At 69.0% G+C, this 21,598-nt stretch carries 18 protein-coding genes; 12 read left to right on the top strand and 6 right to left on the bottom strand.

Going from position 1 to position 21,598, the window contains the following annotated elements:
* Positions 1-5: 5 nt before the first annotated feature.
* The 10 genes from accC (at position 6) to ACSFA5_RS28780 (ending at position 8,373) form a co-directional block, all read left to right on the top strand.
* Positions 6-1,358, top strand: coding sequence for an acetyl-CoA carboxylase biotin carboxylase subunit (gene accC, locus ACSFA5_RS28735; protein WP_435447446.1), 1,353 nt, complete (start codon positions 6-8; stop codon positions 1,356-1,358).
* The gene (pxpB, locus tag ACSFA5_RS28740) at positions 1,355-2,038 is read left to right on the top strand and encodes a 5-oxoprolinase subunit PxpB (RefSeq protein ID WP_435447447.1); all 684 of its coding nucleotides are present in this window, start codon (positions 1,355-1,357) and stop codon (positions 2,036-2,038) included. The genes accC and pxpB overlap by 4 nt, the downstream gene beginning before the upstream one ends.
* Positions 2,035-3,054, top strand: a complete 1,020-nt coding sequence (locus ACSFA5_RS28745) for a 5-oxoprolinase subunit C family protein (protein WP_435447448.1) — start codon at positions 2,035-2,037, stop codon at positions 3,052-3,054. Before pxpB ends, ACSFA5_RS28745 begins: the two co-directional genes overlap by 4 nt.
* Before the next feature lies 1 nt (position 3,055).
* Positions 3,056-3,451, top strand: coding sequence for an acetyl-CoA carboxylase biotin carboxyl carrier protein (locus tag ACSFA5_RS28750; RefSeq protein ID WP_435447449.1), 396 nt, complete (start codon positions 3,056-3,058; stop codon positions 3,449-3,451).
* Positions 3,452-3,480: 29 nt separating this feature from the next.
* Positions 3,481-4,245, top strand: a complete 765-nt coding sequence (locus ACSFA5_RS28755; protein WP_435447450.1) for a LamB/YcsF family protein — start codon at positions 3,481-3,483, stop codon at positions 4,243-4,245.
* A 185-nt stretch (positions 4,246-4,430) separates the two neighbouring features.
* Positions 4,431-5,195, top strand: a complete 765-nt coding sequence (locus ACSFA5_RS28760) for an SDR family oxidoreductase (protein ID WP_435447451.1) — start codon at positions 4,431-4,433, stop codon at positions 5,193-5,195.
* Between the two features lie 47 nt (positions 5,196-5,242).
* Positions 5,243-5,944 (top strand): amino acid ABC transporter permease, encoded by a 702-nt coding sequence (locus ACSFA5_RS28765; RefSeq protein WP_435447452.1) that lies wholly within the window; start codon positions 5,243-5,245, stop codon positions 5,942-5,944.
* 12 nt (positions 5,945-5,956) lie between these two features.
* Positions 5,957-6,724: an amino acid ABC transporter permease gene (locus tag ACSFA5_RS28770; protein WP_435447453.1), complete on the top strand. Its 768-nt coding sequence runs from the start codon at positions 5,957-5,959 to the stop codon at positions 6,722-6,724.
* A gap of 17 nt (positions 6,725-6,741) precedes the next feature.
* Entirely contained in the window at positions 6,742-7,476 is a 735-nt protein-coding gene (locus tag ACSFA5_RS28775) for an amino acid ABC transporter ATP-binding protein (protein WP_435437154.1), read from the top strand.
* A gap of 54 nt (positions 7,477-7,530) precedes the next feature.
* Complete coding sequence (locus tag ACSFA5_RS28780; RefSeq protein WP_435447454.1) at positions 7,531-8,373, top strand: ABC transporter substrate-binding protein; 843 nt, start codon at positions 7,531-7,533, stop codon at positions 8,371-8,373.
* Positions 8,374-8,389: 16 nt separating this feature from the next.
* On the opposite strand, the gene ACSFA5_RS28785 is transcribed toward ACSFA5_RS28780, so the two are convergent.
* From ACSFA5_RS28785 to ACSFA5_RS28800, 4 genes are read right to left on the bottom strand one after another with little or no spacing between them, the layout of a single operon-like run.
* Positions 8,390-10,738 carry an LPS-assembly protein LptD gene (locus tag ACSFA5_RS28785; RefSeq protein WP_435447586.1) on the bottom strand — a complete coding sequence of 783 codons (2,349 nt, stop codon included), beginning with the start codon at positions 10,736-10,738 and terminating at the stop codon, positions 8,390-8,392.
* Positions 10,739-10,781: 43 nt separating this feature from the next.
* Positions 10,782-11,471, bottom strand: a complete 690-nt coding sequence (locus ACSFA5_RS28790) for a response regulator (protein WP_435447455.1) — start codon at positions 11,469-11,471, stop codon at positions 10,782-10,784.
* Positions 11,472-11,475: 4 nt separating this feature from the next.
* A complete protein-coding gene (locus ACSFA5_RS28795) occupies positions 11,476-12,249 on the bottom strand; it encodes a nuclease-related domain-containing protein (protein WP_435447456.1) in 774 nt (257 codons plus the stop codon).
* Between the two features lie 18 nt (positions 12,250-12,267).
* Positions 12,268-13,314 (bottom strand): hypothetical protein, encoded by a 1,047-nt coding sequence (locus ACSFA5_RS28800; RefSeq protein WP_435447457.1) that lies wholly within the window; start codon positions 13,312-13,314, stop codon positions 12,268-12,270.
* Positions 13,315-13,544: 230 nt separating this feature from the next.
* Between ACSFA5_RS28800 and ACSFA5_RS28805 the strand changes: the two genes are divergently transcribed.
* Both ACSFA5_RS28805 and ACSFA5_RS28810 read left to right on the top strand, forming a co-directional pair.
* Positions 13,545-14,702, top strand: coding sequence for a porin (locus tag ACSFA5_RS28805; protein WP_435447458.1), 1,158 nt, complete (start codon positions 13,545-13,547; stop codon positions 14,700-14,702).
* A 145-nt stretch (positions 14,703-14,847) separates the two neighbouring features.
* A complete protein-coding gene (locus ACSFA5_RS28810) occupies positions 14,848-16,989 on the top strand; it encodes a type IV pilus secretin PilQ (protein WP_435447459.1) in 2,142 nt (713 codons plus the stop codon).
* A gap of 8 nt (positions 16,990-16,997) precedes the next feature.
* Here ACSFA5_RS28810 and ACSFA5_RS28815 read toward each other — a convergent pair whose 3' ends face one another.
* Positions 16,998-17,756 carry a winged helix-turn-helix domain-containing protein gene (locus ACSFA5_RS28815; RefSeq protein ID WP_435447460.1) on the bottom strand — a complete coding sequence of 253 codons (759 nt, stop codon included), beginning with the start codon at positions 17,754-17,756 and terminating at the stop codon, positions 16,998-17,000.
* A 49-nt stretch (positions 17,757-17,805) separates the two neighbouring features.
* Positions 17,806-21,594 carry a pilus assembly protein gene (locus ACSFA5_RS28820; protein ID WP_435447461.1) on the bottom strand — a complete coding sequence of 1,263 codons (3,789 nt, stop codon included), beginning with the start codon at positions 21,592-21,594 and terminating at the stop codon, positions 17,806-17,808.
* Between the last annotated feature and the right edge of the window lie 4 nt (positions 21,595-21,598).

Raw genomic sequence — 21,598 nt, forward strand, 5'->3', positions numbered from 1 at the left:
GCGCCATGTTCGATACCGTGCTCATTGCCAACCGCGGCGAAATCGCCCTGCGCATCCAGCGCGCCTGCCGGGGCCTGGGCCTGCGCACGGTGGTCGTGCACTCCGAGGCCGACCGCGACGCCCTGTACGTCGCGCAGGCCGACCAGGCGCTGTGCATCGGGCCGGCCGCGCCGGGGCTGAGCTACCTGAACCAGTCCGCCATCCTGTTCGCCGCCGAGGTGAGCGGCGCGCAGGCCATCCACCCCGGCTACGGTTTCCTGTCGGAGAACGCGGGCTTCGCCGCGCGCATCGAGGAGGCCGGCCTGGTCTTCATCGGCCCGAGCGCCCGGTGCATCCGCACCATGGGCGACAAGGTCTCGGCCAAGCGCGCGATGCGCAAGGCCGGCGTGCCCTGCGTGCCCGGCCCCGACGAGCCGCTGCCCGGCGACCCGGCCGCCGTGCAGGCGCTGGCACGCGACATCGGCTACCCGGTGATCGTGAAGGCCGCGGGCGGCGGCGGCGGGCGCGGCATGCGCGTGGTGCACGAAGAGGCCGCGCTGCTCGACGCCATGGCCCTCACGCGCGAAGAGGCGCGCCAGGCCTTCGGCAACGCCGAGGTCTACATCGAGAAGTTTCTGCTGCACCCGCGCCATGTCGAGGTGCAGGTGCTGGCCGACAGCCACGGCCACGCGGTGTGGCTGGGCAGCCGCGACTGCTCGCTGCAGCGGCGCCACCAGAAGGTGATCGAGGAGGCGCCCGCGCCCGGCATCGACGAGGCGCTGATGGCCGAGGTGGGCGAGCGCTGCGCCGCCGCGTGCCGGCAGATCGGCTACTGCGGCGTGGGCACCTTCGAGTTCCTGTACGAGCGCGGCGCCTTCTATTTCATCGAGATGAACACCCGCCTGCAGGTCGAGCACACGGTCACCGAAATGACCACGGGCATCGACATCGTGCAGCAGCAGCTGCGCATGGCCCGCGGCGAGCGGCTGCAGATCGCGCAGGCCGAGGTGCGCTGCCAGGGCCACGCCATCGAGTGCCGCATCAACGCCGAGAACCCCGACACCTTCGCGCCCGCGCCCGGGCGCATCACCGGCTGGCAGGTGCCCGGCGGCTTCGGCGTGCGGGTCGACTCGCACGCGGGCGCCGGCTACCGCGTGCCGCCGTACTACGACTCGATGATCGCCAAGCTCATCGTGCACGGCGACACCCGCGCCGACGCGCTCGCGCGCATGCGCCTGGCGCTTGCCGAGACGCATGTGGAGGGCATTGCCACCAACGTGCCGCTGCACCGCGCGCTGCTGCGCGACGAAGGCTTTGCCGCCGGCGGCGTCGACATCCACCACCTCGAACGCTGGCTGCAGCAAAGGAGCGCGGCGTGAGCGCACAGGCATCTTCCTCCTCGCCTTCTGACGCGCCGTGCACCAGCCTGCTCGGCACCACCGCGCTGCTGTTCGAAGCGCCCGGCGCCATGAGCCTGCCCTCGCAGCAGCGCATCTGGGCGCTGGCCCACGAGGCCGAGACCTGGCCCGAGGTGCGCGAAGCCGTGCCGGGCATGAACAACCTGATGCTCACCTTCACCCGGCCGCCGCGCCAGCTCGATGCGCTGCGCGGGCGCCTGCACGACGCCTGGGCCGCCGCCACCGCCTTGCAGCGCGAAGGCCGCGTGGTCGAGCTGCCCGTGGTCTACGGCGGCGAGGGCGGCCCGCACATGGCCGACGTGGTGGCGCACACCGGTCTGAGCGTGGAGGCCATCGTCGAGCTGCACAGCGCGCCGCTGTACCCGGTGTATGCGCTGGGCAGCCACCCCGGCTATTGCTACCTGGGCGGCATGGACCCGCGCATCGCCACCCCGCGCCGCAAGGTGCCGGTGCTCAGCATTCCTGGCGGCGCGGTGTCCATCGGCGGCGCGCAGACCGGCGTGTCGGCCTCGGCCGGCCCCAGCGGCTGGAACACCATCGGCAGCACGTCGATGGTGTTCTTCGACCCGGCGCAAGACCCGCCCGCTATGCTGCAGCCGGGCGACATGATCCGCTTTCGCGTGGAGGGCATCGTCCGATGATCGAGATCCTTTCGTCCGCGGCGCTCGCCACCGTGCAGGACCTGGGCCGCACCGGCAGCCTGCGCTGGGGTGTGGGCACTTCGGGCGCCATGGACAACCTGGCGTTGGCCGCCGGCAACCTGTTGCTGGGCAATGAACTGAGCGTGGCGGCCGTCGAGGTGCCGGTGTTCCCGTTCAAGGTGCGCTTCGCCGAAGACTGCGCCTTCGCGCTCACCGGCGCCGACTGCGCTGCACGGCTCGACGACCAGCCGCTCCTGCCCTGGTGGGTGCACCAGGCCCGCGCCGGCCAGGTGCTGACGCTGGGTTTGCCGCAGGGCGGTGCGCAGCGCGGCAGCCGAGCGATGCTGTGCGTGGCCGGCGGCATCGACGTGCCCGAGGTGCTGGGCTCGCGCAGCACGCAGTTGCGCGGCGCGTTCGGCGGCCACGAAGGGCGCGCTCTGAGGCGGGGCGATGTGCTGCGCGCTGCGGGCGCCACACAGCCATGCCGCACAGGCTTCGGCCTTGTTCCTCCCGCCCTCGCATTGCCGCTGCAGCGCGACGGCGTGCCGGCAGTGCGTGTGCTCCCCGCGGCCGAATACCTGGCCTTCGAACCCAAATCGCGCGAGGCCTTCTGGTCCGCCGACTGGAAGATCACCCCCCAGAGCGACCGTTACGGCTACCGCCTCGAAGGCGAGGCCTTGCGCCCCATCGCGCCGATGGAGTTGCGCTCGCACGGCATCGTGCCCGGCGTCATCCAGGTGCCCCACAGCGGCCAGCCCATCGTCCAGATGCGCGACGCCCAGCCCTCGGGCGGCTACCCCAAGTTCGGCACCGTGATCGAGGCCGACATGTGGCGGCTCGGCCAGGCGCCCATCGGCAGCCGGGTTCGTTTCATCGAGACCACGTGGGACGAGGCGTTGGCTGCGCTGGACGAAGTGCGCGGCTGGCTCGACAAGGTGGCGCGTGTGGTGGCGCTTCATCGGGGAGCACCCGGCGGCCTGTTCACCCGTCCCGAACGAACTGCCCCGAAAGCCTGACATGCAGTACACGGCACAACGCGTCACCCAACTGGCAGCCTGGCTGGCGAACACAGACATCGGCCTGCTCGAACTGCGCACGCCCCACGGAACCCTGCGTCTCGGCAGACAAGGCGACGAGATCGTCGAGCTGCCAGAGGAAGACGACGAAGCCGAACTCGTATCGGTCAAGGCCCCTTCGGTCGGCGCGTTCCTGCACAGCCATCCGCTGGCGACCGCTCCTTTGACACGCATCGGCCAGCGCGTGGAAGCCGGCCAGGTCATCGGCCTGCTCCAGATCGGCCCGCTGCTGCTGCCCGTGACCGCACCGCAGGCCGGCATCGTCGACGCGCGCCATGTGGAAAGCGGCATCGCGGTCGGCTACGGCACGCCCCTCATCGACCTGCACCCCCTCTGACTGAAGAGATACAGAGAGAAGGACTCCCCATGGACATCGACCTGAACGCAGACCTCGGTGAAGGCTTCGGCCCCTGGCGCATGGGCGAGGACGAAGCCCTGCTCGACATCGTTTCTTCCGCCAACGTCGCCTGCGGCTTCCACGCCGGCGACCCCGTCATCATGGACCGCACCGTGCGCATGGCCCGGCAGCGCGGCGTCGACGTGGGAGCGCACGTGGGCTTTCCGGACCTCATGGGCTTCGGGCGCCGCCCCATGCAGATCGACACCAGGGAGCTCGTGGCCTGCGTGCTCTACCAGCTCAGCGCGCTGGAAGGCATGGCGCGCACCGCCGGCCACCGCATGACGCACATGAGCTTTCACGGCGCGCTCGGCAACATGGCCGCCGCCGACGCCGCGCTGGCCGAGCCGCTGGTGCGCGCCGTGGCCGACTTCGACCCCTCGCTCACCGTCAGCACCTCCGCCAGCGCCGCCATCGAAGGCGCGGCCGAACGCTGCGGCCTGCGCGTGCGCACCGTGTTCCTGGCCGACCGCGCCTGCGGCGACGACGGCCTGCTGGTGCCGCGCAAGCTGCCCGACGCCGTCATCCACGACCGCGGCGCCGTGCTGGCGCGCGTGCGCCAGCTGCTGCAAGACGGCACCGTCACCAGCTACACCGGCAAGAAAATCCCGATGCGCGTGCATTCGATCCTGCTGCACGGCGACACCCCCGGCGCGGTCGAGCTGGCGCGCGCCGTGCGTGGCGTGGTCGAGCAGGCGGGGCGCATCGTGCCGATCTCCCGCCAGACAAACTGATCCGCGTACTCAACAGCACGCATGGCAGGCACGAACATGGTGCTTACCCTTGGGTCATATGCACATATGCCGGGCGACATAAGGGCGGCTTATCGCTCCACAGTCAATCCGTCTTGGCGCCGCGCACGGGCCGTCGATACAGTGAATTCCAGGCGCTCATCCGCCTCTTAACGAAAGAACCCAAGATGCCGTTTTCCGACTACAAGACCGCGCTGGTGACAGGTGCCTCCTCGGGCATCGGCGCCGCCGTCGTCGAGCGCCTGAGCAAGGAAGGCCTGAAGGTCCACGCGCTCGCGCGCAGCGCCGACAAGCTGGCCGACCTGGCCGCGCGCACCGGCTGCATTCCGCACGCCATCGACGTGAGCGACCTGGCCGCCGTCACGCGGCTGGCGCAAGAGGTCGAGTTCGACGTGCTCGTCAACAGCGCCGGCGTCGACCGCCCCGGCTCCATCCTCAAGGCCGACGCCGAAGGCATCGACCTGCTGGTGGACGTGAACCTTCGCGCCGTGCTGCACCTGTGCCGGCTCGTGGTGCCCGGCATGGTGGCGCGCGACCGCGGCCACGTGGTCAACATCAGCTCCATTGCCGCGGCCTACAACTTCGGCGGCAACAGCACGTACCACGCGACCAAGGCGGCGGTGAGCATGCTGTCGCGCCAGCTGCGCATCGACGTCTTCGGCAAGCGCGTACGCGTCACCGAAATCTGCCCCGGCCGCGTGGCCACCGACATCTTCGCGCACGTGCACGGCGACTCCGAAGAAACGCACAAGCGCTTCGTCGAAGGCTTCGAACTGCCGCAGGCCGAGGACATCGCCGACGCCATCGCCTTCTGCATTGCCGCGCCCATCGCGGTGAACGTGGGCCACATGGAAATCACGCCCACGCTGCAGGTGCCGGGCGGGCTGTCGACCACGCGGCCTGAAACTCCGTCGACCACGCCGCAGGCCTGACACCCCGGTGCCATGACAGCCACGCACGCCCAGCAAAGGAACAGCGCATGAAGGACTTCGACCTGCTGGCGATCCTGCTGAAGCCCGAGTTCGGCGCCATGCTGCTGCACGGCCTGCTGCAGACGCTGAAGATCGCGGCCGGCTCGTGGCTGCTGGCCATGGCCATGGCCATGGTGCTGCTGGTGGTGCGGCTCACCACCAACCGCATCGCCGAGCGCGCGGTGGCGGGCTATGTGTCCTACCACCGCAACGTGCCCACGCTGGTGCAGCTCATGTTCTGGTACTTCGGCATCTTCAGCCTGCTGCCCGACGCGCTGCAGGGCTGGCTGTCGGTGCACAACGCCGAGACCATTCTGTCGATCGTCGCGCTCGGCCTGTGCCAGGCCGCCTACTTCAGCGAAGACATGCGCTCGGGCCTGCGCGCCATTCCCTCGGGGCAGGCCGAGGCCGCGCGCGCGCTGGGGCACGGCTACATCGGCGCCATGCGCCACGTGATGCTGCCGCAGGCCATCCGCAACGCGGTGCCGGCGCTGGTGAACCACAGCGTGTCGCTCTTCAAGAACAGCAGCCTGGCCATGGCCATCGGCGTGGCCGAACTCACGCACGCGGTGAAGGAAATCGAGAGCCAGAGCTTTCGCACCTTCGAGGCCTACAGCGTGGCCACCGTGCTGTACCTGGTGTGCTCGCTGCTCATCATGGCCGTGGGCGGCTGGCTGGCGCGGCGCTACCGCATCGTCGGTGCCAGGTAAGCGGAGCGCACGATGTACAGCGTCTACGAAATTCTTCGCGACAACTGGCTGCTGCTGCTGGTCGGCCAGTACCCGAGCGGCCCGCTCGGCGGCATCGTCGCCACGCTCATCCTCTCGGTGCTGGGCATCGTGCTGGCCTTTCCGCTGTCGGTGCTGCTGGCGCTCGCGCGCCTGTCGCCCTGGCGGCTGCTGCGCTGGCCTGCCACCGTGCTGGTGTTCGTGGTGCGCGGGGTGCCGCTGCTGATGGTCATCCTGTGGGTGTACTTTCTGGTGCCCATCCTCATCGGGCGCGAGGTGTCGGGCTTCACCACCATGCTGTGCACGCTGGTGATCTACGAGGGCGCCTACCTGTCGGAGGTGGTGCGCGCCGGCATCCTGTCGCTGCCCAAGGGCCAGGGCGAGGCGGCGCGCGCGCTGGGCCACAGCCACCTGGGCACCATGTGGTTCGTCATCCTGCCGCAGGCGCTCTACAACATGCTGCCGAGCATGCTGAGCCAGTTCATCTCCACCATCAAGGAGACCACGCTGGGCTACGTGATCAACGTGCAGGAGCTCACCTTCGCGGCCAACCAGATCAACAACCAGCTGCTGACCAAGCCGTTCCAGGTGTTCTTCATCCTGGCGCTGACGTACTACGTCGTGTGCTTCAGCCTCACGCAGCTGGCGCTGTGGCTGGAGCGGCGCATCGCGCACAAGCGGCTCGGCGCCGCGCCGGCGAAGACTGTCGATGGCGGCGCCGCAACGGCCGCCTCCGCACCCACCGTGGCGACATTGCCATGACGCCCAAGGACGACCCCATGATCCTGTTCTCCGACATCAACAAGTGGTACGGCGACTACCAGGCGCTGGCCGACATCAACGCCGAGGTGAAGAAGGGCGAGGTGGTGGTGGTGTGCGGGCCTTCGGGCTCGGGCAAGTCCACGCTGATCCGCACCGTGAACCGGCTGGAAGAGGTGAAGTCGGGCCAGCTGCTGTTCGACGGCCACGACATCCACGCGCCCATGAGCAGCAAGGCGCTGAACCGGCTGCGCAGCCGCATCGGCTTCGTGTTCCAGAGCTTCAACCTGTTCCCGCACCTGTCGGTGCTGGAGAACATCATGCTGTCGCCCATGCGCGTGCTCGGCGTGAAGCGCGCCGACGCCAAGGCCAAGGCCGGCCAGCTGCTCGAACGCGTGGGCTTGTCGAACAAGGCCGGTGCCTACCCCGCGCAGCTGTCGGGCGGCCAGCAGCAGCGCGTGGCCATCGCCCGCGCGCTCGCCATGGAGCCGCCGGCCATGCTGTTCGACGAGCCCACCAGCGCGCTCGACCCCGAGATGGTGGGCGAGGTGCTGTCGGTGATGCGCGGGCTGGCCCACGACGGCATGACCATGATGTGCGTCACCCACGAGATGAACTTCGCCCGCGAGGTCGCCGACCGCGTGTGGTTCATGGACGCGGGCCGCATCCTGGAGAAGGCCGACCCCGCCACCTTCTTCGGCAGTCCGCAGCATCCGCGCGCGCAGCGCTTCCTGTCGGACCTGCGCGCGCACTGAGTCCCCTACCGGTCTTTCGCCGTTCATCTTTTCGCAATCTCCCAGGAGCTCCCCATGTCGAACAAGTCCGTCTTCCGCCTCGTCACCCTCGGCGCCTGTCTCGGCGCGGCGTCCCTGCTGGCGCATGCCGACCAGTGGAGCGACATCGCCCAGCGCAAGGAGCTCAAGTGCGGCACCTTCGCCGACGTGCCGCCCTTCGCCGCCCCCGACCCCAAGACGCGCGAGATGGTGGGCCACGACGTCGAGCTGTGCAACGCCGTCGCCAAGGAACTCGGCCTCACCGCCAAGGTCACGCCGCTGTCGGTGGAGGCGCGAGTGCCCGAGGTGAAGCTGGGCCGCGTCGACGTGACCATCGCCAACCTGGCCTACACCAAGAGCCGCGGCGAGCAGATCCAGTTCAGCGACCCGTACTACGTGGCCAAGGAAATGCTGGCCGTGAAGGCCTCCGACCCCGGCACGGCCAAGGCCGACTTCAAGGGCAAGCGCCTGAGCTCGACCAAGGGCTCGACTTCGGAAATGTCCATCAAGATGAACGGTTCCGAGCCCGTGACCTTCCAGGACACCGGTTCGGCCTTCATGGCGGTGCAGCAGAACAAGTCGGTCGGCATGGTGGCCAACACCATGACCATCACCAAGCTGGTCAACCAGTCGAAGACCGACGGCGTGGCGCTCAAGATGATCAAGGACCCGATGGTGCTGCAGCCCATCGGCATCGGCATGAAGAAGGACGAGCCCGCGCTGCTGGCCAAGGTGAACGGCGCGCTCTACGCGCTGGAGAAGTCGGGCGAGCTCGACCGCATCTGGGCCAAGTGGCTGGGCCCGAACACCGAATACAAGATGGTGCGCGAAGAAAAAGTCATGCCGCTGGCCGAGCTGAAGTTCGAACTGCTGCCCTGACGCGCGCTCGTGCGGCTCAGTCGTAGCTGGTGAACCGGCTCGGCGCCTGCGTGGGCTGGTTCAACGGCTGGTAGCCCTGGATGTTCTGCAACAGCGTGCTCGTCGGGTTCGAGCCGATGTTGCCGAAGCCGTTGAACTGGAGCTGGAACATCAACCGCGTGTCCGGCGTCGCGCGCCCCGACACCAGCCGCTCCAGCACGATGCGGCCCACCCAGCAGCAGGCGTTGTACTCCGCGCCGACCAGGCTGTCGGACAGCGCGCGGTCGTGCAGGCTGTAGCTCAGCCGCCCCACCGCATACCAGCGCCCCGGCTCGGCGGCCGACTTGCCGCCGACGAGCCCGCGCGTGAGCTCGCTCAGCGGCCACTGCCAGTTGAAGTCCACCGTCTTCGTGCCGTCGTTCGCCGTGGCCGTGCTGTCCGCCTGGTAGCGGAAGGCGGCCGTCAGCGTGTGGTACTGCGCGGGCATGTAGCGCAGCGTCAGCGCGTCGCGCGTCGTCTTGCCCGTGTCCATGTTGTATTGCGCCAGGCCGTCCACGCTCCACTTCGCGTTCCAGTGCACCTGCCCGCCGAAGATGAAGTCGCCCGCGCGGTCCGTCACCGCCGTGCCGCCCGGCAGCGTCACGTTCTGGTCGGCGAAGCGAAAGCGCTGCGCAATGCCGAAGCGCGCCGACTCCGCGCCCGTCACGGGGTCGATCAGCCGCGTGGTCACGCCCGTGGTCAGCGTGTGGGTGTCCGACACGCGGTCGTTGCCCGAGAACGCGTTCTCCGTGTAGAGCGTGGCAAAGCTCACGTCGTTGGCGGCCGTGTCGTACACCGGCAGCTGGCTCTGGTCGCGGTAGGGCGTGCGCACGTAGAAGGCGCGCGGCTCCAGCGTCTGGCGCCAGGCGTGGCCGAACAGGCTCGCGTCGCGCTCGAACACCAGGCCGCTGTCCAGGCTCACGGTCGGCACCACGCTGGTGATGGCGCTCGCCCCGCTGGCCAGCGCCGAGTCGAGCTGGTAGGAGGCCGTGTGCAGCAGCAGCTTCGGAATGATGAAGCCGCCCGGCGTGACCCACGGCCGGCTCACCTGCAGGTTGCCCACCACGCGCTCGCCGTTCGGCTGCTTCACGCCGTTGAGCGTGGGCGCGTAGGTCGGGTCGACCTCGAAGCGCGTGTAGTCCAGCGTGCCCGACACGTCCAGGCCGTGCCAGTCGTAGGTGTTGTAGTTGGCCGTGACCTGCGGTACGCGGTTGTACGACGGCGTGATCGGCGAGGCCGCGTACTGCAGCGTCTGGTAGGACAGGGTGCGCGCCTGGCCGCTCCAGTCGCCCTTGGTCCAGTTGAGGTCGGCCTCGTTCGTGAGCTGGCGCGAGGTCAGCGTGGGCGTGTGCGAGAAGTCGCGCCAGTAGTCGTCGTCGCTCACGCGGTTGATGTTGAACGCGGTGGTCAGCGAATCGAGCCCGAAGGGCTTGGGGTCGATCTGCTGGCTGTGCTGCGCCCACAGGCCCCAGCGGTTGCGATCGCGCAGGCGGTCGCCGGGCATCTCGTCCACGCGAATCTGGCCGCTGTAGCCCTTCTCGAGATAGCGGAACTCGGTGCCCAGGTTCACGCCGCGGTTGCTCATGACCTCCGGGTACAGCGTGGCGTCGCGGTTCGGCGCGATGTTCCAGTAGTACGGCTGCAGGTACTCGAAGCCGTTGGTGGTGTCGAAGCCGATCACCGGCGGCAGCAGGCCGCTCTGGCGTGCGTTGTTCAGCGGAAAGCTCACCGAGGGAATCGACGGCGTGGTCATGCCCAGGAAGCGGATCTGCGCGTCGGTGGCGGTGGCCAGGTTGGTGTCGCTGTCGGTGGTCATGGTCACGGCGCTCAGCATCCACGCGGGCGCCCAGCCCGCGTAGTTCTCGCGCAGGCAGGTGGTGTAGGTGACGTGCCGCGCCACCGACACCTTGGCATCGACGAAGTCGATGCGCTCGGCCTCGCCGTGCGCGCCGGTGTCCAGCAGCGTGTAGCGCACGTGGTCGAAGAAGCCCTCGAAGTTCTCCACCTTCAGCTGCAGCGCGGGCCCTTCGTACACGTTGCCGGCCTGGTTCAGGTGCACGTTGCCGGTGGCCGTGGCGAGGTCGCCCGGCGGCTGGTATTCGAGCCGGTCGGCCGTGATGTGCGTGTCACCGCGCCGAAGCGACGCGTCGCCCTCGACCACCACCTCGAGGTCGGGCCGTCCCGAGAGCCGGTCGCCGTCGACCAGGCTGGGCCGCGCGCCGCGCTCGGCTGGGGCGATGGCCTCGGGCAGTTGCGGCACGCGCCGCAGCACGAGCGGGGCCTCCACCCAGGCTTCCTGTGCCAGGGTCGCCCGCGCATTCAGCAAGAGCATCAGCGAAAGCGCCATCGACGGCAGCGGCCAGCCGCGCCAGCATCGTGTCGTCACGCGCTCAGGCGTCCTGCCGGGCCTGCGCGTCCCAGGCAAAGCCCACGCCGTAGACCGAGCGGATCCAGTCGTGCGCCGCCGACACCGTGGCGAGCTTCTTGCGCAGGTTCTTGATGTGCGTGTCGACCACGCGCTCGTTCACGTCGAGCGCTTCGGGAAACGCCGCCTCCAGCAGCTTGGAGCGCGTGAGCACGCGCCCGGGTTCCTGCGACAGCGCGCGCAGCAGCAGCGACTCGCGGCGCGTCAGCGGCAGGTAGTGCCCGTCCAGGATCGCGCAGCCGCGCACCGCCCCGAAGGTGATCGGCACTTGCGGTCGCGCCACGCGCAGGCGCTGCGCATAGCGGCGCAGCACCACGTGGATGCGCACCGCCACCTCCTTCGCGGAGAAGGGCTTGCACACGTAGTCGTCCGCGCCCAGCTCGAAGCCGCGCAACCGGTCGGCCTCGCTGGTGCGCGACGTCAGCATGATGACCGGATGGTCGCTGCGCGCGCGCACCTTCTCCAGGATCTGCAGGCCGCTGACGTGCGGCAGCGCCACGTCGAGCAGGGTGAGCGCGGGCGGCGCGGTCAGCATGCGATGCAGCGCGACCGCACCGTCCTCGATGTGCTCGATTTCATGACCGGCCTGGTGCAGTTCTTCATGCAGCACCGAGGCGGCTTCGTACCCCTCCTCCACCCACAGGATCCGGCTCATCGGGTCATTGCAGCTTCAGCACGCCGGGATGCGCGGGGCGGACCTGCACGCGCGCGCCGGCCGCGCTTTTCTCGCGGCTGTTGCGCATGTGGTCGTCGAGCGTCAGCTCGCCCTGCAGCCCGGACAACAGCTGCTGCGTGCGGTCGATGGCGGCGTCGTCCAGCAGCGCGTAGCCCTGCTCGGCGCGGCCGTTGTTGCGCGCCACGCGCGCGATGTAGGGCAGGTCTTGCGGCGTGATCACCACGGTCGGCATCACGCCCTGAAGCTCGACGCCCTCGAACGGGAGCAGCACGAAGTACTGCACGCGCAAGTCGGGCGGCAGCAGGCTGCGCAGGTGCGTGGTCTTGCGACCGCACTGCCAGGCGGGGTCTTTCACCTCGCGCGCCAGCGAATGATCGTGCTGGCGCAGGAACCAGCGCGGCAGCGCCTGGCCCGAGGTCTTACGGTACACCACCGCATTGCGCCAGCCCTTCACCTCGAACAGGTACACGCCGGCCTCGCACACCAGCGCCACGTCGAAGCGCGCGGTGGGCACGGCGCTGCCTTCGTACATGGGAATGACAAGGTCCCGCAGCACGTGCATGTGCCCGAACGCGGGCTGGAACGCACCGGCAAGCTGCTGGATGCCCAGCGTGGTCGCGGTGGTGTCGGCCTGTTCGCCGTCCAGCGAATGCACGCGGCGCGCGGGCGCGGCGGCGTTCGGCTTCGGGTGGACGTGCGGGTGGCCGGGCAGCGTGAGCACGGTGCGGGCGGGGGCTTTATGCAAGGCAGTGGTCATGGAGGGCTCCTTCGAACTTCAAGGATTGCGCAACTTTCGGGAGACTTTGTGCAGAAACGGCATTTGCGTGGCCTGCGGGCGCGTCATGGCATCGATCGACGTGTCGTTGCCGATGCTTCCCATGAACACCACCCACGCCATGGCCAGCTCGCCGTTGGCGGCGGCCAGCACATGCAGGTCGAGCAGCAGGCCCTGGAAGTCCTCCATGAGCTGCACCTCGGAAATTTCGCCGCGGTCGCGACGCGCCTTCGACGCGTCGAAATCGGCCCTGGCCTGCGCGACGCGCGCGTACGCGGTGTTCGCGATGTCGCTCTGCATCTGCAGGTGCTGCAACGCACCGGCGACCTGGTCGCGCGCCTGCATCACCGCGCGGGCGTAGAGCGGCTTGCCGGGCACGTCGATGTCCTGCGCTTCGTCGGCCGCGTCGATCGTTCCTGCGGGCATCGCACCGGGGTCTTCTTCGTAGAGCGCGGCGGCCAGGTGAATGTCGTTGCGGTTGGCCAGCACTGCCATCGGCAGCTTGCGCGGCACCTCGGCCGCGAAGCGGGGCAGCGACTTGTCCTGCAGCGCGTCGGCGAGCAGTTCGGCCAGCGCGGCTTCAGACATGTGGCACTGCGCCGCCAGGTAGGCGATGTAGCTCGTGCGTTGCGTCTTCAGCTTGCCGATGGTCGTGTCCGCGCCGGCCTGCCGCGCCGCGAGCTGTTTCGCGAAGTCGTCCTGCGGCAATGCGGCGCCCCGCAGGAGCACGGACTGCCGCACGACGGCGGCGCGCGTGTTCTCCAGGTACACGAGTTCGAGCGTCTTGACCTTGAGCGCGATGTAGGCCGCGGCCACACCCGATTCGGCGGCGCCGTGCGACGCGGCCATCAACCGGTCGAGCGCCGCGTCTTCGAAGCCGCTCCACCAGGGCTGCGCCGCGGCTTGCGTTGTCGTGCGCACGGCGTGGTCGGCGAACATGCCCGCCGCCCGCACCGAGGTGGCGTGAACCATCGCGATGCTCGTGCTGGCGCATGCAATCGCCAATGCACCGCACACCGCGGCCATCAGGGTTCCAGAGCGCTTCACCTGTGAGTTTCCAGCTTCGTCATGCGTGGATCTTTTCAGGCGAATTGGGAGAAATTTGAAGGGCCGCGAAATGAGTGCGGTGCACGCGCACGCCACGCCGTGACGCGCGCGCACAACACTCCACGCCGCAGAAAACCCATCTACCAAATTCCTCCGGAATTGAACGAAACCATGCGTACAGCCGGTCGATACCGAGCGGCCGCATCAGACCTGAAACTGGAGAAACCTGAATGAAGAAAACCCTCACGGCATTCGCTGCCCTGGCCGTCTGTGGCCTGGCCTCTGCCCAATCGTCCGTCACGCTGTTCGGTGTCGTCGACGCCGCGGTGACCTACCAGTCGGCCACCGCGCGCGACCCGCTCACGGGCGCCTCGGTCAAGCAAAGCAAGACCAGCCTGAGCAACTCCGGCTACAACTCCAGCCGCATCGGCTTTCGCGGCACCGAAGACCTGGGCGGCGGCCTGGCTGCGAGCTTCTGGCTCGAAGCGCCCATCACCAACGACGACGGCGCCACCGGCATCAGCACCTTCGCGCGGCGCTCCACCGTGAGCCTGTCGGGTGGCTTCGGCGAAGTGCGCCTGGGCCGCGACTACACGCCCACGTTCTGGAACGACACCGTGTTCGACCCGTTCGGCACCAACGGCTCGGGCACCAACGTGATCAGCACCGTCAGCGGCAACACCACCATCAACAACGCCAACTACGTGCGTGCGAGCAACTCGGTGGGCTACTTCCTGCCGCCGAACCTGGGCGGCTTCTACGGCCAGCTGCAGTACAGCTTCAACGAGAACACCAGCACCAGCGCAACGTCGACCACGGCGGCCACGAGCAGCAGCGCCGGGCGCTACGTGGGCGGGCGCTTCGGCTATGCCAACGGCCCGCTGGACGTGGCGCTGGGCGTGGGCCAGAGCGTGGCGGTGGACACCACCACGCTGGAGCGCAAGGTGCAGACGGTGAACCTGGGCGCGTCGTACGACTTCGGCCCGGTGAAGCTGTTCGGCGAGCTGTCGAACGTGAAGAACAAGTTCGACACGGCGCTCAGCAACACGCACGACAGCTACAACGGCTACCTGATCGGCGCCACGGTGCCGGTGGGCGCGGGCCTGATCCGCGCGTCGTACTCGGTGGTTCGCTACAACGAGGGCGCGGCCGGCATCACGGGCGAAGACCCGCGCGCGCAGAAGCTGGCCATCGGCTACGTGCACAACCTGTCCAAGCGCACGGCGCTGTACGCGACGGTGGCGCGCGTGAGCAACCGCAACGACGCCAACTACACGGGCAGCCTGGTCTCGGCGAGCACCACGGGCTACGGCAGCGCGGGCGTGGGCTTCTCGGGCGTGCCGCGTTCTTCGACCGGCTACGACTTCGGCATTCGCCACGCGTTCTGACGACGTGGTGCGGCAGCGCGGCTGAGGGGCCGCGCTGCCGCCAGGTCCCTGCGTTGCGCGGTGCGCGGCGGCGGGGGCTTGCGCTGCGCTCACGAGGGAGCCCCGGCAGCGAGGAGGTGAAGACGCAGTTTCCAAGGCAGGTCCCATGAAAAAACAGACATTCGCGTTCGCGCGCTGGTTGCGCGCGTGCGTGCTTTTGCTTGCCGCCGCCGGACCGCTCGCAGCGGTGCAGGCGCAAGTGCAATCGCAAGTTCAGACACAGAACCGCATCGAATCGGTCACCGGTTCCGTGCAGGCCGGCACCGAGGTGCTGCGCATCGATTTCTCCGAGCCGCTGGCCGCCGCGCCCGCCGGCTTCGCCGTCCAGTCGCCCGCGCGCATCGCGCTCGACTTTCCCGGCATGGGCAGCAGCCTGGGCCGCGCGGCCATCGACCTGAACCAGGGCAACCTGCGTTCCGTCAACGTGGTGCAGGCGGGCGAGCGCACGCGCCTCGTCTTGAACCTGAAACAGGCCACCGCCTACAGGACCGAAGTGCGCGGCAAGTCGCTGCTGGTGTCGCTTCAGCCGGCCGCGGGCATCGCGCTGGCGGCCTCCGTGCCGTTCGAGTTCGCGGAGAACCGCAGCCGCGACATGCTGGCGCTGCGCGACGTCGACTTTCGCCTGGGCGCCGACGGCGCCGGCCGCGTGATCGTCACGCTGCCCAACGACCAGGTGGGTGTGGACATCCGCCAGCAGGGCAAGGGGCTGGTGGTGGAGTTCACCAAGTCCTCTTTGCCCGAGGGCCTGAACCGCCGGCTCGACGTGGCCGACTTCGGCACGCCCGTGCAGACGGTGGCGCTGCAGCAGTCCGGCGACCGCGTGCGCATGGTGATCGAGCCGCGCGGCGAATGGGAGCACAGCGCCTACCAGAGCAACAGCCAGTTCGTGGTGGAGGTGCGCCCGCGCAAGGACAGCCCGAACAAGCTCACGCAGGGCACGGGCTACAACGGCGAGAAGCTGTCGCTGAACTTCCAGAACATCGAGATCCGCTCGCTGCTGCAGGTGATTGCCGACTTCACCAACTTCAACATCGTCACCTCCGACTCGGTCAGCGGCACGCTCACCCTGCGGCTGAAGGACGTGCCCTGGGACCAGGCGCTGGAGATCATCCTGGAGGCGAAGAACCTGGGCATGCGCAAGAGCGGCAGCGTGCTGCGCATCGCGCCGGAGGACGAGCTCAACGCCAAGGAGAAGACCAAGTACGAGGCGCAGGCCGCGCTGCAGGGGCTGGAGCAGCTGCGCACGCAGTCCTTCCAGCTCAACTATGCGAAGGCCGCCGCGGTGGGGCAGGGGCTCACGGGGAGCGGCGGCGCGGGCGGCGGCAGCGGTTCGGGCGCTGCCACGCGCATGCTCAGCGCGCGCGGCAGCGTGCTGGTCGAGGCGCGCACCAACCAGCTGTTCGTGACCGACATTCCTTCGCGGCTCGCGCAGGTGGCAGAGCTCATCCAGAAGCTCGACGTGCCGGTGCGCCAGGTGCTGATCGAGGCGCGCTTCGTCGAGGCCAGCGACACCTTCAGCAAGTCGATCGGCGTCAAGCTGGGCGGCGGCTCCGTCAACAGCAACTCGTCGGTCGGGGTGACGCCCTCGGTCAGCTCCAGCACCACCGGCGGCACCACCACCGTCACCAGCAGCAACACCTACTCGAGCACCAGCTTCGTCAACCTGCCGGCCACCAGCACCACGGGCGATGCGGTGGGCACCTTCGCGCTGTCGCTGTTCAACTCCAGCCTGACGAAGATGCTCAACCTCGAGATCTCCGCGCTGGAGGCCGACGGCAAGGGCAAGGTGGTATCGAGCCCGCGCGTGGTCACGGCCGACCAGACCAAGGCGCTGATCGAGCAGGGCACCGAGCTGCCCTACCAGGTGGCCACGTCCAGCGGCGCCACGTCGATCTCGTTCCGCAAGGCGAACCTGAAGCTGGAAGTGACGCCGCAGATCACGCCCGAGGGCAACATCATCCTGTCGCTGGAGGTCAACAAGGACACGGTGGGGCAGTCGACCACGGCGGGCTACGCCATCAACACCAAGCACATCCAGACCGAGGTGCTGGTGGAGAACGGCGGCACGGTGGTCATCGGCGGGGTGTTCGAGCTGACGGACACCACCTCGGAGTCGCGCGTGCCGGTGCTGGGCGAACTGCCGGTGGTGGGCGCGCTGTTTCGCACGCGCAGCCGCGTGAACAACAAGACCGAGATGCTGATCTTCATCAGCCCGAAGATGATCAGCGACCGCAACGCGATGCGCTGAGCGCTCGATCAGGCGCGGGCGCGGCGCTCCAGCACGTAGCCCGCGCCGCGCACCGTGTGCAGCAGCTTCGCCTCGAAGGGGTCGTCGAGCTTGCAGCGAAGGCGGCAGATCGAGGCTTCGACGACGGTGGCCGACCTGTCTTCGTGCCGTGCCCAGACCTGGGCCAGCAGCTGTTCGCGCGTCTGCACCCGGCCCTGCTGGCGCAGCAAGGCGGACAACAGGGCGAACTCGGTGGTGGTCAGCCCAAGGTCGATGTCGCTGCGTGCACAGCTGCCGTTGCGCCGGTCGAGCACCAGGTCGTCCAGCCGCAAGGGGGCGGTTGTGTCGGCGTGCGACTGCAGGTGCGCGCGGGCCTGCTCGAGGGCGCGGTCGGCGGCCTGCAAACGGCCTGGCGCGGTGAGCGCCCGCACCTTCGCCAGCAGGTCCGCAAGGGCGAACGGCTTGGCAAGGTAGGCATCGACGCCCATCGCCAGTTCCGCCAGACGGTTCTGGAGGCTGCCGCGCCCTGCCAGCACGAGCAGCGGCACGGGGGTTCGGGCCCGCAGGTGCGCCACGGCTTCGGGGACCGCGCTCATGGCGAGGTCGAGCACGATCAGCGCGCAGCCGTGCCGGCGCGCCATGAAGCGGGCTTCGACGGCATCGCCCGCGGTGTGCACGACGAAGCCCCGCTCCGCGAACGCCACGGCCCATGCGGCGTCCGGGGCGGGCCACGAATCGCCCGGCGCGAGCGCCTCGCGAACGATCAGGATGTGCAATGCATCGGCCATGCCCGCGAGTCTGTGCCCCGATCTGGCAGGAATGTAGGCGTGCAGCCCGCTATTCGACCACCGGCACCTCGCGCCAGTTCAGCAGGCGCAGGCTCAGGCTCGAAGACAGCGACACCTTCAGGTTGTCCACCGTGCCGGTGCTGGAGCCCACCGACAGCGTGGTGCCGCCGCTGCTGCTGCTGATGAAGCGCAGGTCGGTCACCGCATACGACTCGGCGATGTAGGCCGCGCTGTTCTGCAGCGCCGACTGCCCGGTGCCGAAGTTGAGGGCGTAGGCCCGGCTGGTGCCCGACGGGCTGCAGGCGTCGGTGGTGGTGAGGGTGGAGGCGAAGGCCACCACGCCGCCGGTGGTCGTCGGGGCGGTGACCATGCGCCAGGCGACGCCGCTGCTGCTGTCGGTGCCGAGGTCGACGTACCAGCCCATCGAGCCGCTGCCCAGGGCCGTGGTGCTGGTCAGGTCGGTCAGCGCGGTGAGGTTGGCGCGTGCCAGCGGAAAGCGCACGCCCGCGGGCAGCGACGCGGCGGTGTTGAAGGCCGACGATGTGCCGTCGGTCAGCGCGTAGAAGTCCTGCGCCGCCGTGGAGCTGACGTCGCTCGAGGACAGCAGCCGGCCGGTGCCCAGCAGCACATGGCGCTTCTTCGTAGTCGGATGCACCTCGACCAGCGGCTGCGTGGTCACCGGCTGCGCGTTGCCGCTGGCGTCGGTGAGGTTGGCCAGCAGCAACGGCGCCGCGTAAGCCGCCGTGCCGGTGAGGTCGAAGCGCCAGACCTGGCCGTTGAGGTCGCCGGCGTAGAGGCTGTCGGCCGTGCCGTCGGTGAAGTCGCGCACGTAGGCCGCGGCATGCGCGAGGCCCGGCGCGGCGGCGCCGGTCTTGAGCTTCTCGAGCAGCGCGCCGGTCTTGGGGTTGACGAGGTAGACGTAGCCGTAGCCGTCGCTGTTGTTGTAGCCCGAGGTCAGCGCCGCCACCCAGCCGTACCTGGCGGTCTTGACCACCGTGGGCGCGCCGTAGCTGTAGCCCATGGTCGCGTCGGTGAACTCCCACAGCACCTTGGCGGCCACCACCGACTCGGAGGTCATGCCCGCCGGGTTGGTGACGTCGATGGCGTAGTAGCTCTTGCCGCCCTTGCCGAGCCCGCCGATCAGCACGCTGCGCCAGTCGGAGGTGGCGGCCGAACTGGTGGTGAGCGAGCCGCCCGCGTGGTTGAAATCGACATCGAAGGCCAGCGGCGTGGCGTCGACGTAGTAGCGGTGGCTGTAGCCCGGGTTGCCCAGCGCGGTGAGGCCGTCGGAGGCCGAGGTGTTGGGCGTGCCGCCCGGCCCCTGGAACAGCGCGCTGGGCACGTAGGCGAAGATTTCGGTGCCCGCGTCGCTGCCCGTGAGCGACCCGTTGAAGGCATGCAGCATGCCGTCGTTCGCGCCCACGTAGACCACGGTGGGCCGGCCCGCCCAGGTGCTCTTGAAGGCGGCGTAGCCGGGGTTGATCGAATCGGAATAGGTGAGGCTGGGCGCGGCCACCGGCGTCACCCTGGAGCCCACGATGTCGCCCAGCAGCACGCTGCGCGCGCGGTACGCCTGGCTGCTGCCGCTGGTGGTGGAGCCGGCTTCCTGGCTCGGGTCGCCGCGCAGGTAGTTGAGGTAGTCCGACGCGTCGCTTCCGCGGTAGGAGGTGACCAGCGCGGCCTTCTGGCCGGCGGTGAGGTTCGCGTAGCGAAAGGGCTGGCCGGCGCTGCCGTTCCAGGTGGCGACGCGGCGCGCCGTGTTCCAGCCGGTGCCGGCCAGCTGCGTGGCGAGCTTGGCGGTGGAGGTCCACGCCACGCTCGAGGTGGTGCTCAGGTCGCTGCCGATGGTCACGTTGCTGGCGGTCAGCACGCCGCTCCAGGTCTTGGACGCGTACTGCGCGGCGTAAGAGGCGCTGCCCGAATCGGCCACCTGCGCCGACGACAGCGCCAGCGAGGTGGTGTACGCGCTCACGGCGGAGGCGATGGACGAGAAGGCCTTGGTGAGGCCGGTGACCATCTGGCTCGCGTTGCCGGCCAGGAAGTAGTTGTCGGGCCGGTATTCGGTGGCGCTTCCCATCGCGATGGTTTCGCCGCTGCTGTTCCACCAGCCCTGCGTGAGCGCGGTGGCGGTCTGGCCCGGGTTGTAGCCCGACGGAACGGTGAAGCCGCCGTACTTGGCCGCGAGCCAGTAAGGATTCTTGTCGGCCGCGGTCTGGTACTCCATCACGTCCATCCAGTAGGTGGACACCGTCTGCGTGCCGCTCAGGTCGGCGCGCATGTCGTTGGTGTGCGCGCCGTAGGCCAGGCCGGCGATGTAGTAGGTGGCGTACGAGCTGTTCCACCACGCGTCGGCCTTGGCGCTCAGGCCTTCGAGCGTGAGCAGGTTGTTGGTGTAGGTGCGCGCGTTGTTCAGCGTGTCGCTGCTCACGGCCGTCGGCTTGGCGCGCGTGCCGGTGAGGTAGCCGCCGCCCACGTTGTAGTCGTAGTGGGTGTTGGTGTCGCCGATGCCCAATATGAAGTTCTTCTGGCAGGCGTAGGCGATCGGGTCGCTCCAGGCGGTGACCGCCGGAAAGCCGTCGAGCAGCGTGGTGCGCGTGGTGGACGACGAGGTGGTGACCGGCGTGATGTAGCTGGTCCAGGTCGACACGTTGCCCAGGTTCTGGAAGTAGCGCAGCGCCGCGTAGTAGAGCTCGCTGACGTTGTCGTCCGTCATGTACGACGAGGAGGCGGTGCCGAACTTGTTGAGGTAGTTCATCACCCCGCTGTTGCCGATGGTGATGCCGCTGGTGGCGGTGGTGGCGCTGGCGGTGGCGCTGTCGGGGTTGGTCACCATGACGCCGGTGGCCGCGCTCCACTCGGCCTTGGCGTTGGTGGTGACGGCGCTCGACAGCGGCGTGGGGTAGGTCGGCCCGACGAAGCCCATGGGCGCGCGCAGCACCGCGCCCTGCACGGTGGCGCCGTCGCCGTTCAGGTACGAGAAGGCACCGTAGCGGATCTTGTTGGCGTAGCCCTGCATCAGCCCCTCGGGCTTGTACTGGCCGTTGGGGTACAGCACGCAGTTGGACTCCACGCCGCCGGCCGCCGTGCTCGCGTCGCAGACCTTCACGCGCACGTACACGCGGTAGGTGGCCGAGGCGGTGTTCGACGTGGCGGCGTTCACCCAGTCGGTGCCCGCGACGCCGGTGTTGCTGTAGCTGCTGCCGGTGCCGCTGAACACCATGGTGTTGCCGCGCTTCCAGATGCTGGTGTTGAAGCCGCTCCAGCCCAGCGGCGTGACCGACGAGATCAGCGAGCTCGCGAAGTTGTGGCCGGTGGAGGTGGCCTGGCCGGTGCCGCGCAGAGGAAAGTTGCTCTGCGAGCCCTGGCTGGAGCCCCAGGCCTTCTCCAGGACGGTCTGGCTCTCGGTGTCGATGTTGCGGTAGCCGCCCGTGAGCGCCCAGCGGAACGGGTCGATGGTCTGCATCGTCGCCCAGTTCATGAAGTTGCCGCTCCACTTGCCCGCGCAGCCGTGCAGGTTGGTGCCCGTGGCCAGCCCCGCCGGCTGGAAGTAGCTGCTGGCCGGCGTGGTGGTGTTCAGCGTGTACGTGTAGCACTTCAGCGGATCGAAGTAGCCCAGGTAGGTCGAGGCGTCGGCGTAGTTGCCGAGGTTGGCCACGCTGATGGCGGTGGGGTATTCGACCGACAGGGTGAGCGCCAGGTTGCCCGGCACGTCGGCGCTGGCGAACACGGGCTGGTCGGCCAGCGTCACGGCGTGCGAGGGTTGCGCGCCCAGCAGCGCGGCGGCGAGGGCAGGGACGAGGGCGAGGGCAGGGGAACAGGCACGGGGGCAGCGCGTCATCGGG

It is taken from the genome of Variovorax monticola, assembly GCF_051216855.1.
Taxonomy (GTDB): Bacteria; Pseudomonadota; Gammaproteobacteria; order Burkholderiales; family Burkholderiaceae_C; genus Variovorax.